Below are 12484 nucleotides of genomic sequence, written 5' to 3'. Positions count from 1 at the left end.
GGCCGCCTCGCCGCGTACGCCCCCGCGCCTGCGGCGGAGGCGGCGCTGCGGCGCGCCGAGGTGGAGCTCGTCGCGCAGCGCGAGCGCTACCGGCGCTCCCAGGACGCGCGCCGCGGCGAGCGGCGGGAGTTCCAGCTCGCGCACCCCGACCCGTTCCGCCCGCACGACGCGTCGGCCGCTTACGCGATAACGGCGCGCACGGCCGTGCCCACCCTGTTCGTGCGCCTGTTCGGCGGCTTCGAGGCGCGCATCGGCGACGAGCCGGTCGACCCGCGCGCCTTCAGCCGCGTCAAGACCAAGACGCTGCTCGCCATGCTCGTGCTCAACCGCGGCCGCGAGGTCGCGCGCGACCGCCTGGCGGCGCTGATGTGGCCGGCTGCCACGCCGGAGTCGGCGCGCAAGAACTTCTACAGCATCTGGTCGAAGCTCAACCGCGCGCTGCGCGTGGGGGCGCACTGCCCGTACCTCATCCGCAGCCAGAACGGGTGCCGGCTCGACCCGCGGCTCGTGACGAGCGACGTGGCCGCCTTCGAGGCGCTTTCGCGCACGCTTCTGTTCGGCGCGCCGGAGTCCGAGGGGTGGGAGGAGCTCTACGCGCGGGTGTGCGACGAGTACGCCGACGACCTCATGCCGGGGGAGGAGGACAACGAGATCATCGCCTCGATGCGCGACCGCTACCGCGTGCAGCTCATCGACGGGCTGATCGCGACGTCGATCAGGCTCGCGCAGCGCGGCGAGGCGCGCGGGTCGGTGTGGTTCGCGCGCGAGGCGCTGCGCCGCGACGCCGCGCGGGAGGACGCCTACCTGGCGCTCATGGAGGCGCAGGTGGCCGCCGACCAGCGCGCCTCCGCGATCGAGACGTACTTCGCCTGCCGCCGCTTCCTCTCCGACGAGCTGGGGATCGACCCCTCCGCGAAGACCGTCGAGCTCTACCGCTCCATCATCGAGACGGAGGAGCCGCTCGCGTAGGCGCGCTCGCGCCGCTGCTTACGCTCGCTCGCGCCCCTCCGCTCCTTGGCGGTCATATGTAATTCCGCCGCGCCGCCGAGGGGTGCATTAGAATAAGGAGGCTTGTACTTTCCCGCAGGCCCGCGCGTCGCGCGAGGTCCGCGCGGCGAAACCGCTTCCAGGAGAAGGACGGAACACGACATGGGATTTCTTTCCAAGCTGCTCAGCCTCGGCGAGGGCAAGCAGCTCAAGAGCTACGAGAAGGTCGTAGAGCAGATCAACGCGCTCGAGCCCGAGATGGAGGCGCGCTCCGACGAGGAGCTGCGCGCCCTCACCCCGGCCTTCCGCGAGCGCCACGCAGCGGGCGAGCCGCTCGACGCGCTTCTGCCCGAGGCGTTCGCCGCCGTGCGCGAGGCGTCCCGGCGCACCACGGGGCTGCGCCACTTCGACGTGCAGCTCATCGGCGGCATGGCTCTGAACGACGGCAAGATCGCCGAGATGAAGACCGGCGAGGGCAAGACGCTCGTCTCCACGCTGGCGGGCTACCTCAACGCCATCCCCGGGAACAACGTGCACATCGTCACCGTGAACGACTACCTCGCCAAGCGCGACTCCGAGTGGATGGGCCAGATCTACCGATTCCTCGGCATGGAGGTGGGCCTCATCCAGAACGGCATGCGCCCCGCGTCGAAGATCCCGGCGTACAAGGCCGACGTCACCTACGGCACGAACTCCGAGTTCGGCTTCGACTACCTGCGCGACAACATGGTCACGCGCGGGAGCAACCGCGTGCAGCGCGGGCACCACTTCGCCGTGGTCGACGAGGTCGACTCCATCCTCATCGACGAGGCGCGCACCCCGCTCATCATCTCCGGCGCGGGCACGCAGGCGGCCGACACCTACAAGCGCTTCGCCGGCGTCATGCCCGGGCTCAAGGAGGGCGTCGACTTCGACATGGACGAGGCCAAGCGCACCATCAACGCCACCGAGAGCGGCTTGGAGAAGATCGAGCTGATGCTCGGCATCGAGAACATCTACGCCGACCCGTCCGGCCAGCTGGCGAACCACCTGCAGCAGGCGCTGAAGGCCCAGTTCCTCTTCCACCGCGACGTGGACTACGTGGTGATCGACGGCGAGGTCAAGATCGTCGACGAGTTCACGGGCCGCATCATGGAGGGCCGCCGCTACTCCGAGGGCCTGCACCAGGCGCTCGAGGCGAAGGAGCACGTGCGCGTGCGCGAGGAGAACCAGACGCTGGCCACCATCACGCTGCAGAACTACTTCCGCCTCTACGAGAAGCTCTCCGGCATGACGGGCACCGCCATGACCGAGGAGTCGGAGTTCCGCCAGATCTACAACTTGGGCGTGGTCGCCATCCCGTCGAACCGGCCGGTGGTGCGCGTCGACGAGAACGACCTGGTCTACCGCACGGTCGAGGCGAAGTTCAACGCCGTGGCCGACGACATCGCCGCGCGCCACGCGGCGGGGCAGCCCTGCCTGATCGGCACGGTGTCCATCGAGAACTCCGAGCGGTTGAGCCGCCTGCTCGACAAGCGCGGCATCAAGCACGAGACCCTGAACGCCAAGCACCACGAGCGCGAGGCGCACATCGTGGCGCAGGCCGGCCGCACCGGCGCGGTCACCATCGCCACCAACATGGCCGGCCGCGGCACCGACATCCTGCTCGGCGGCAACCCGGACGTGCTCGCCGACGACCTGCTGCGCGCCCGCGGGCTCGACCCGGAGGCCCCCGAGCTCACCGAGGAGGGCGCGCCGAACCCGGCCTGCCCCACGCCCGAGCAGCGCGCAGGCGCCCTCGCCGACGCGAAGAAGGTGTGCTCCGCGGAGCAGGAGCAGGTGCGCGCGGCGGGCGGCCTGTGCGTCATCGGCACCGAGCGCCACGAGAGCCGCCGCATCGACAACCAGCTGCGCGGCCGCTCCGGCCGCCAGGGCGACCCGGGCACCACGCAGTTCTACCTCTCGCTCGAGGACGACCTCATGCGCCTGTTCGGCGGCTCGAAGATGGACTCCATCTCCAACATGATGCAGAAGGCCGACATGACCGACGACATGCCGATCCAGGCCTCCATGGTGTCGAAGTCCATCGAGAGCGCGCAGCGCCAGGTGGAGTCGATGCACTTCTCAGCGCGTAAGAACGTGCTCGAGTACGACGACGTGATGAACCTGCAGCGCAAGGCCATCTACGAGGAGCGCAACGCCATCCTCGACGGCAAGGACATGTCCGAGCGCATCCCCGAGATCATCGCCGACGCCGCGGCGGCCGTGGTGGGGGAGAATTGCCCCGACCGCGTCGCGAGCGACGACTGGGACGTGAAGGCGGTCGACCTCTGGGTGGCGAACATGACGGGCCGCACCGGCTTCAGCGTGGCGGCGCTCGACCACGACGACGACCCCGCGGCGGTGGCGGAGGCCATCGAGGAGTACCTCGGCGCGGTGTACGCGGAGAAGGCCGACGCCCTGGGGCACGACCTCATGAAGAACCTCGCGGCCCAGGTGATGCTGCGCATCATCGACACGCGCTGGATGGCCCACCTCTCCGAGATGGACTACCTCAAGACGGGCATCGGCCTGCGCGCCTTCGGCCAGCGCGACCCGCTCGTGGAGTACAAGAACGAGGCGTACAACGCCTTCGAGAAGCTCACCGGCTCGATGTACGACGACTACCTGCGCACGCTCCTGCGCCTCGAGATCGCGACCGCCGCGCCGGCGCCGGAGTCCATCAACGCCGAGAACCCGCTCGAGCGCAAGATGAGCTACTCCTCGCCCGAGGCGGCGCTCCAGTCCTCGGGCATGCGCGCGGCGCGCGCCGGCGCCGCGCCCGCGGCCGCCGCGGCGAGCACGGTGCCCAAGCCCGCCCCGGCCAAGCCGCAGACCTACGTGAAGGACAAGGACGACCCCTTCGCCAACGTGGGCCGCAACGACCCCTGCCCCTGCGGCTCGGGCAAGAAGTTCAAGAAGTGCCACGGCATGAACCAGTAGGCCCCGCCTGGCAGGCCGCCCGCCCTGACGTCGCCCCGACGTCGCGGGCGGCCTGCCGTCGGCTTCGGTTCGCGAGCCTGGCAGGACGAGAAAGAGAACATGGCTGAGAAAGAGAACAGAGAGCTCGAGGAGCTCTCGGCGCGCGTGGCTGACGCGCGCGCCTTCCTCCACATCGACGACAAGACGGCCGAGCTGAGAAAGCTCGACGAGCAGGCGTCCGACCCGGCGTTCTGGAACGACGCGGCCCGCGCGAGCGCGGTGTCGAAGCGCGCGTCGAACCTGCGCGCCACCATCGACGACTACGACGAGGCCGTCTCGACCCTCGAGGACGCCCGCGCGGCGCTCGAGCTGGCGGGCGAGGACGAGGCGTTCGCCGACGAGTACGCCGAGACGGCCGCCGCGCTCGCCGCGCAGCTCGACGCGCTCGAGATCACCTCGTGGTTCTCGGGCGAGTTCGACGAGGGCGACGCCATCCTCACGGTGAACCCCGGGCAGGGCGGCCTCGAGGCCCAGGACTGGACCGAGATGCTCTGGCGCATGTACACGCGCTACGCCGACGCGAAGGGCTGGAAGGTCACCGCGCTCGACGTGGTGCCCGGCGAGGGCATCGGGCTCGACAAGGCCACCATCCAGATCGAGGGGCGCTACGCCTACGGCATGCTGCGCAGCGAGATCGGCGTGCACCGCCTCGTGCGCATCTCGCCGACCGACGTGAAGGCGCGCCGCCAGACCACCTTCGCGGGCGTCGAGGTGCTGCCCGTGCTCGCCGACGACATCGAGGTCGACCTCAACCCGGCCGACGTGCGCGTCGACGTGTACCGCTCGAGCGGCCCGGGCGGGCAGTGCGTGAACACCACCGACTCGGCCGTGCGCCTGACGCACGAGCCCACGGGCATCGTGGTCACCTGCCAGAACGAGAAGAGCCAGCTGCAGAACAAGGAGGCCGCCTTCCGCGTGCTGCGCGCCAAGCTCTACGAGCTCGAGGAGCGCAAGCGCCAGGAGGAGATCGACGCGCTGCGCGGCGAGCGCATGGACAACTCGTTCGGCAGCCAGATCCGCAACTACGTGCTCTACCCCTACCAGATGGTGAAGGACCTGCGCAGCGGCGTGGAGACGGGCAACGTGGACGCGGTGCTCGGCGGCGACCTGGAAGAGTTCGTCATCGGCTACCACAAGTGGCGCGTCTCGCAGTAGGCAGGCGCAAGTTCTCGCCGACGTTGCGAACGACCTGTGATAGCAGGATAGTAATGATAATATAAGCGCGACATTCTTATGAGGGGAAGGAACAGCATGGACTCTCGTTCACTGGAATCTCGGGCGCGGGACATTCGCATCGACATCGTGTCGATGATCGCCGAGGCGGGAAGCGGGCACCCCGGGGGATCGCTCTCGTGCGCCGACATCCTGACGGCGCTGTACTTCGGCGGCGTCATGAAGCATGACCCCGCCGACCCCCAGATGGCCGGCCGCGACTGGTTCTTCCTCGCCAAGGGGCACGCCGCGCCCGCGCTCTACGCCACGCTCGCGCACGCGGGCTACTTCCCGACTGACGAGCTCGCCACGCTGCGCAAGCTCGGCACGCGCCTGCAGGGGCATCCCGACTCGAGCATGGTCCCCGGCGTCGAGGTGTCCACCGGGTCGCTCGGCCAGGGCCTGTCCATCGCGGCGGGCACGGCGGCGGGCCTGGCGCTCGACGGGGAGGCCGGCTGCGTGTTCGCGCTCCTGGGCGACGGCGAGTGCGAGGAGGGCCAGGTCTGGGAGGCGGCCATGTTCGCCGCGCACCGCAAGCTCGGCAACCTCGTGGCCATCGTCGACAACAACGGCCTGCAGATCGACGGCAAGATCACCGACGTGTGCAGCCCCGAGGACCTCGGCGCCAAGTTCGCCGCCTTCGGGTGGGAGGTCACCCACGTCGACGGGCACGACCTCGGGGCGCTCGTGGAGGTGCTCGGCGCCGCCAAGGCCGCCGGCGGGGACGTCCCGCACGCCGTGATCGCGCGCACCGTCAAGGGCAAGGGCGTGTCGTTCATGGAGAATCAGGCCGGCTGGCACGGCAAGGCCCCCAACGCAGAGCAACTTCAGACCGCGCTTGCCGACCTGCAAGCCGCGCGCGCATAGAGGAGGACGATCGTGGTTAAGCTTGCAACCCCCGAACAGGCCCAGACGAAGAAGGCGACGCGTGCGGCGTTCGGCGTGACGCTCGCCGAGCTCGCCGACGCGGGCGTGCCCGTCGTCGCCGTCGACGCCGACCTCACCGGGTCGACCACCACTAAGAAGCTCGCCGACGCGGGCTACGCCGACCGCCTGTTCAACTGCGGCATCGCCGAGCAGAACATGATCGACGTGGCCGCGGGCCTGTCCCTCACGGGGAACGTCGCCTTCACGGGCTCGTTCGCCGTGTTCGGCACGGGCCGCGCCTACGACCAGATCCGCAACACCGTGTGCTACTCCCACCTCAACGTGAAGATCGCCCCCACGCACGCGGGCATCTCGGTGGGGCCCGACGGCGGCAGCCACCAGATGCTCGAGGACGTCTCGCTCATGCGCGGGCTGCCCGGCATGCGCGTGCTCGTGCCCGCCGACTACGCCGCGGCGCGCGCGGCGCTCAAGCTCGCCGCCGCCACGCCGGGCCCGGTGTACGTGCGCATGGGCCGCGCGAGCGTGCCGTGCGTGTACGACGACGACGTGGAGCTCGAGCTCGGCCGCGCCTACGTGCTGCGCGAGGGGAGCGACGTCACCATCGTGGCGTGCGGCGTGGAGATCCGCGAGGCGCTCGCCGCCGCTGAGGCCCTCGTCGCGGAAGGCGTGTCGGCCGAGGTCATCGACGCGTTCTCGGTCAAGCCGCTCGACGAGGGCACCGTTCTGGCCTCCGTGGCCAAGACCGGGTGCGTCGTGGTCGCCGAGGAGCACTCCGTCATCGGCGGCCTCGGGTCGGCCGTGGCCGAGCTGCTGGCGCGCAAGCACCCCGCGCCCTGCGAGTTCGTGGGCGTGCGCGACCGCTTCGGCAAGTCGGGCGAGTTCGAGGAGCTGCTCGCCTACTTCGAGCTTGACGCCGCTGCCATTGTTGAAGCTGTGAAGACGGTCAGGGCCCGATAGGGCGTCTGCTAGAATCTGTACGTCTCAGTGCATAACGACTACTTGAACGGAGCAAACTGTGACGAATGAAACGAGCCAGGGGGAGCTCACGCCGCGTCGCGGCCGCCATGCGGGCCACGCGCGCCAAGCTCAACCCCAAAGCCGTGCTCAGATAACCTCCCAGTTATCGCAGGCACTGCCCGTGCTCGAGGTTGATGACACGCCCGGCCAGATGGGCACGCCCGTCATCACCTTCGACCACGTGACCAAGATATATCCCGCCCAGCCGAACAAGCCCGCGCTCTCGGACATCTCCCTGCAGATCTTCGCGGGCGAGTTCCTGTTCCTCGTGGGGCACTCGGGTTCGGGCAAGTCGACCTTCATCAAGCTGCTCACGCGCGAGATCAAGCCCTCGGAGGGACGCATCTTCGTCGCTGACGAGGACCTCTCCACCATGCGCAACTGGCGCGTGCCGTACCTGCGCCGCAACATCGGCTGCGTGTTCCAGGACTTCAAGCTCCTGCCGAACAAGACGGTGTTCGAGAACGTGGCCTTCGCGCTCGAGGTCATCGGCAAGAGCCGCCACGTCATCAAGACGCAGGTCCCCGAGGTCCTGCGCCTGGTGGGCCTGCAGGAGAAGCTCAACAAGAAGCCTGACCAGCTCTCCGGCGGCGAGCAGCAGCGCGTGTCCATCGCGCGCGCCATCGTGAACCGCCCGCCGCTTCTGATCTGCGACGAGCCCACGGGAAACCTCGACCCGCAGACCTCGCGCGGCATCATGGACCTGCTCGAGCGCATCAACCGCACGGGCACCACGGTGCTGGTCGCCACGCACGACCGCGAGATGGTCGACAACATGCGTCGCCGCGTCATCGCGCTCGACCGCGGGCACCTCACGCGCGACCAGGACAGGGGGGTGTACGGCTTCGATGTCTAGCATCGGTTATTTCTTCAAGGAGTCGCTGCAGGGCTTCACCCGCAACCTCTCCACCGCTTTGGGCTCCATCGTCACGATCTTCCTCTCGCTGCTCATCATCGGCGTGTTCCTGGTGGGCGGCGTCATGATCGACCGCCTGCTGTCCTCGGTTGAGGACGAGGTGTCCATCACGGCCTACGTGGCCGACGACGCCAGCCAGGCCGACATCGACAAGGTCATGGGCGACATCCGCAACATGGAGGGCGTGGCGAGCGTGTCGTTCACCACGAAGGACCAGGCGCTCGAGAACTTCCGCAACTCGATGACCTCGAACCCCGAGATCATCGACCAGCTCGACGGCGTGAACCCGCTGCCGGCCTCCATCGACGTGGAGCTGGCCGAGGCGCAGCTGGTCGAGGGCGTGGCCAACCAGATCATGGCGGACGAGACGTACGTTAGCATCTGCGAGGACCCCGCTGACGTGGCCGACTCCGTCAAGTACGGGTCGACCACCACCAAGCGCCTGCTCACGCTGACGAACTACGTGCGCTACGTGGGCGCCGCGCTCATCGTGCTCCTGATCTTCATCGCGCTCGTGTTCATCAACAACACGATCCGCCTGGCCATCCTGGCGCGCCGCAAGGAGATCGCCATCATGCGCCTCGTGGGCGCGTCGAACGGCTTCATCCGCGGGCCCTTCCTCATGGAGGGCGCGCTGCACGCCATCATCGGCTCGCTGCTCGCGGTGGGCGCCCTCCAGCTTTTGCGCATGTTCGCCATCCCGCAGCTGCAGAGCGCGCTCATGTTCCTCAACTTCAACATCGAGGGCACCATGTACCTGTTCATCTACGTCGCCCTGGTGGTGGCGGGCCTGGTCATCGGCTTGTTCGGCTCGGCGCTCGCCATGCGCCGCTACCTTAAGGTCTAGCGGGCTCTCCGGGCGGAAGGCATGGCGGAGTCGCCTCGACATATCGCGCGGCGCAAGAAGCAGGCGTCGGTCACCTCTCGCGAGCGGATGCGCGGCAAGCGCGCCGCTCGCGCGCTCTGCGTGTTCATCGCGGTGGTGGTCGCCTTCGCGGCGGGCTTCCTCGTGCGCAGCCAGACGGAGTTCGTGGCCTCGCTCGGCTTCCCGCTCTCGGCGGACGAGGACGCCGCGGGCTCGGGCGGCACGGCGAAGAAGACGACCTACGACTCGGCCGCGATGCGCGTGTCCGAGGTGGAGGACCTGCTCAACACGAGCAGCCTGGATGCCTACGACGTGTCGACGGCCGCCAACGGCATGCTCTCGGCCCTGATGAAGGCCACGAACGACCCGTACGCCACCTACTTCGACCCCGACCGCTACGCCAAGTACATCAAGGAGACGGCTGACCGCTCGTACGCGGGCATCGGCGTCCTCTTCTCCGACTACAACGGGCGCGCCTACGTGGTCGACGTGTTCGAGGGCTCGGAGGCCGAGGCCAAGGGCGTGGTGCAGGGTGACTTCGTGGAGGCCATCGACGGCGACAGCAGCCACGAGTGGACGATGACCGAGGTGGTCAACGCCCTGGCCCGCGATGACGGCGAAAGCGTCACCATCACCTGGATGCACCCCGTCAGCCTCGACGCCGAGACGGGCTCCGAGTTCACCACCACGCTCACGTGCCGCCGCTTCGAGGAGGCGAACCTGTCGACGAGCGTCGTGGGCGACGTGGGCTACGTCCGCCTGCGCCAGCTCACGCAGAACTCGTCCGACCTGGTGAGGAGCGCGGTGAGCAGCCTCACGTCACAGGGAGCCACCTCCTTCGTGCTCGACCTGCGCGACAACCCCGGCGGCTACCTCACGCAGGCGGTCGACGTGGCCAGCCTGTTCGTGCAGAGCGGCGTGCTCGTGCAGATCGAGACGGTGGAGGGGACCACCACCAAGACCGCCTCGGGCGTGACCGTGACCCAGGCGCCCCTGGTCGTGCTCGTGAACGGCTACACCTCGGCCGCGGCCGAGGTCCTCGCGGCGGCCCTGCAGGACAACCAGCGCGCGACCGTGGTGGGCGAGACCACCCTGGGCAAGGGCTCGGTGCAGGTGGTGCGCGAGCTGAGCTTCGGCGGCGCCGTGCGCTACACCGCGGCCTACTACCGCACCCCGCTCGGGCACGACATCGACGGCATCGGCGTGGTGCCGAGCACGGTGGTGGGACCGAGCTCCGACCCCGACTCCGACACGCAGCGCCTGGTCGCCATCGACGTGGCGAGCTCCGCCGCCGACGCGCAAGACGCGCTGGTCCCGCTGACCTAGCAGAAGGCGCCTTCATGGGTCGCACCCGCTCGCATACGCGGCGCACGCCGCGCTCCCACCCCCGCGGCGTGCTCGTGGCGCGCGCCGGGGGCTTCGGCTTCGTGCAGACGGCGGAGGGGGAGTACTTCGTCCCGGCCGCGTGCATGAACGGCGCGTTCGACGGCGACCTGGTGGAGGTGGCGCCGATCGAGCGCAAGGGCGCCTCGAAGCGCGGCGGGCATGGCGCGGGCGGCTTCGGCGGCGGTGCGGCGCGCGAGGGCGGCAAGCCGGCGGCGCGCGTGCTGCGCGTGGTCGACCGCGCGCACGACACGGTGGTGGGCCGCTACGAGGTGGCCGAGCCCTTCGGCGTGGTGGTGCCCGTCGACGTGCGCATCCCCTACGACATCTTCACCATGCGCTCCGACTACCCCGGCATCGAGGACGGCTCCCTCGTGCGCGTGCGCATCACGCAGTTCCCCACGCGCCGCACCTCTGCCACGGGCGTGGTGGAGGAGGTGCTCGGGCGCGCCGACGCGCCGAGCATGGGCGTCGACGTCATCGTGGCGCGCCACAAGCTGGAGACGACGTTCAGCCCCGGCGCGCTCGAGGAGGCGCGCGACGCGCAGGTGGACGCGGCGGGCGCGCTCGCGGCGGGCTACCGTGACCTGCGCGAGCGCTTCGTGTTCACCATCGACCCCGCCGACGCGCGCGACTTCGACGACGCGCTGTCGCTCGAGCCGGTGGGCGCGGACGGGGAAGCGGACGCAGGCGGGGAAGCGCGTGCGGGCGGGGAAGCGGACGCGGGGATGGAGGCGCTCGCGGCGGGGGAGGCGGCCGGCGCCGGCTCCCGCGCGGGCGCGGCGCGCTGGCGCCTGGGCGTGCACATCGCGGACGTGTCGCACTACGTGCCGTGGAACTCGAGCATCGACCTCGACGCGCGGCGGCGCGCCACGAGCGTGTACCTGGTCGACCGCGTGATCCCCATGCTCCCGCCCGAGCTCTCGGACGACCTGTGCTCGCTGCGTCCCGGCGAGGACCGCCGCGCGATGACGGTCGACCTCTACCTGGACGATGAGGCCCGGCTCGTGAGCTACGACGCCTACCCGTCGCTCATCCGCTCGAACGTGCGCCTGTCCTACGACGAGGCTCTCGCGCTGCTGGAGCGCGACGCGGCGAACACGCCGCTCGCCGCGCCTGCGGATGCGGAAGGCTCCGGGAGCGCGGCGAACGCGGAAGGCGTTGGGAGCGCCACGTCCCCCGCATCTCCTGACCTGGTGCGGCGCCTGCGCGCCTGCGCGCGCATCGCGCAGATGCGCGCGAGCGCGCGCGAGCGGGCCGGCGGCATCGACTTCGCGACCACCGAGGCCAAGGTGCGCCTCGACGAGGACGGCGCGCCGCTCGCGGTGGAGCTGCGCGTGAAGAACGCCGCGACGATGCTGGTCGAGGAGGCCATGATCCTGGCCAACGAGACGGTGGCGGCGCACCTGGCGCATCGTCGGTGGCCGTGCGCCTTCCGCGTGCACGAGCAGCCCGCGCCCGACGCGCTCGGCGGCCTGGTCCCGGTGTTCCAGGAGTTCCCCTGGTTCGACGAGGGCCTGGCGGCGCGCCTGGTCACCGGCGACCCGCATGCGATCCAGGCGATCCTCGCCGCCGCCTCGGGGCGCGCCGAGGGCGAGCTCGTCTCGTCGCTTCTGCTGCGCTCGATGAAGCGCGCGCTCTACCGGCCCGAGAACGCCGGCCACTACGGCCTGGCGAGCGCGGCGTACTGCCACTTCACGAGCCCCATCCGCCGCTACCCCGACCTCGTGGCGCACCGCATGCTGCGCGCGAGCCTCACGCGCCGCCCCGAGAAGTTCGACCAGGAGGTGAGCGCCCTGCCGTGGATATGCGAGCACGCCTCCGACATGGAGCGCATCGCCGACGCCGCCGCGCGCGAGTCGCAGGAGCTCAAGATGGTGGAGTACCTCCAGCAGTTCGTGGGCACGGCGTTTCCGGGCGTGGTGTCGGGCGTGGCGAGCTACGGGCTCTACGTGCGCCTCGAGTGCACGGCCGAGGGGCTGCTGCCCGTGCGCGCGCTCGGGGAGGAGTACTTCGCGTTCGACCCGGTGCGCTACACGCTCACGGGCTCCGACACTGGCGCCGTCTTTCGGCTGGGGCAGCGCGTGGCGGTGGTGCTCAAGGCCGCCGAGCCGCTCACCGGCAAGCTCGACCTCGCGCTCGCGAAGGGCCGCGGCCGCCGCGCGTAGGCGGGCCGCCCCTCGCCCCGCCGCGAGGGCCCCGCGTCGCGCGCAGCC

The 12484-nt window shown here is 70.1% G+C and carries 9 protein-coding genes; all 9 read left to right on the top strand.

What is annotated here, in order from left to right; all coding sequences use genetic code 11:
• Positions 1-969: BTAD domain-containing putative transcriptional regulator (locus HRL41_RS10600; RefSeq protein ID WP_305792299.1), on the top strand; the 969-nt coding region annotated here is incomplete at its 5' end.
• A gap of 180 nt (positions 970-1149) precedes the next feature.
• Positions 1150-3948 (top strand): preprotein translocase subunit SecA, encoded by a 2799-nt coding sequence (gene secA, locus HRL41_RS10595; protein WP_172137001.1) that lies wholly within the window; start codon positions 1150-1152, stop codon positions 3946-3948.
• A gap of 99 nt (positions 3949-4047) precedes the next feature.
• Positions 4048-5142, top strand: a complete 1095-nt coding sequence (prfB, locus tag HRL41_RS10590) for a peptide chain release factor 2 (RefSeq protein ID WP_172137000.1) — start codon at positions 4048-4050, stop codon at positions 5140-5142.
• A 96-nt stretch (positions 5143-5238) separates the two neighbouring features.
• A complete protein-coding gene (locus HRL41_RS10585) occupies positions 5239-6066 on the top strand; it encodes a transketolase (RefSeq protein ID WP_172136999.1) in 828 nt (275 codons plus the stop codon).
• Between the two features lie 12 nt (positions 6067-6078).
• Positions 6079-7044, top strand: coding sequence for a transketolase C-terminal domain-containing protein (locus HRL41_RS10580; RefSeq protein ID WP_172136998.1), 966 nt, complete (start codon positions 6079-6081; stop codon positions 7042-7044).
• Positions 7045-7255: 211 nt separating this feature from the next.
• On the top strand, positions 7256-7960 hold the full coding sequence (ftsE, locus tag HRL41_RS10575) for a cell division ATP-binding protein FtsE (RefSeq protein WP_206214779.1): 705 nt from the start codon (positions 7256-7258) through the stop codon (positions 7958-7960).
• Positions 7953-8867, top strand: a complete 915-nt coding sequence (gene ftsX, locus HRL41_RS10570) for a permease-like cell division protein FtsX (RefSeq protein ID WP_172136997.1) — start codon at positions 7953-7955, stop codon at positions 8865-8867. The genes ftsE and ftsX overlap by 8 nt, the downstream gene beginning before the upstream one ends.
• Before the next feature lie 21 nt (positions 8868-8888).
• Positions 8889-10211, top strand: a complete 1323-nt coding sequence (locus HRL41_RS10565; RefSeq protein WP_172136996.1) for a S41 family peptidase — start codon at positions 8889-8891, stop codon at positions 10209-10211.
• A 14-nt stretch (positions 10212-10225) separates the two neighbouring features.
• Positions 10226-12436 (top strand): ribonuclease R family protein, encoded by a 2211-nt coding sequence (locus HRL41_RS10560; protein ID WP_172136995.1) that lies wholly within the window; start codon positions 10226-10228, stop codon positions 12434-12436.
• The last annotated feature ends 48 nt before the right edge of the window (positions 12437-12484 follow it).

The organism is Adlercreutzia sp. ZJ473 (assembly GCF_013185065.1).
Lineage (GTDB): Bacteria > Actinomycetota > Coriobacteriia > Coriobacteriales > Eggerthellaceae > CAAEEV01.
Note: the sequence above shows the minus strand (reverse complement) of the source record. Positions and strands in the feature narration are given on the sequence as shown.

Excerpts from the sequence above, each read along its gene's own strand:
- secA (WP_172137001.1), top strand. The coding sequence starts at position 1,150 with ATGGGATTTCTTTCCAAGCTGCTCAGCCTCGGCGAGGGCAAGCAGCTC.
- prfB (WP_172137000.1), top strand. The coding sequence starts at position 4,048 with ATGGCTGAGAAAGAGAACAGAGAGCTCGAGGAGCTCTCGGCGCGCGTG.
- HRL41_RS10585 (WP_172136999.1), top strand. The coding sequence starts at position 5,239 with ATGGACTCTCGTTCACTGGAATCTCGGGCGCGGGACATTCGCATCGAC.
- ftsE (WP_206214779.1), top strand. The coding sequence starts at position 7,256 with ATGGGCACGCCCGTCATCACCTTCGACCACGTGACCAAGATATATCCC.
- ftsX (WP_172136997.1), top strand. The coding sequence starts at position 7,953 with ATGTCTAGCATCGGTTATTTCTTCAAGGAGTCGCTGCAGGGCTTCACC.
- HRL41_RS10565 (WP_172136996.1), top strand. The coding sequence starts at position 8,889 with ATGGCGGAGTCGCCTCGACATATCGCGCGGCGCAAGAAGCAGGCGTCG.
- HRL41_RS10560 (WP_172136995.1), top strand. The coding sequence starts at position 10,226 with ATGGGTCGCACCCGCTCGCATACGCGGCGCACGCCGCGCTCCCACCCC.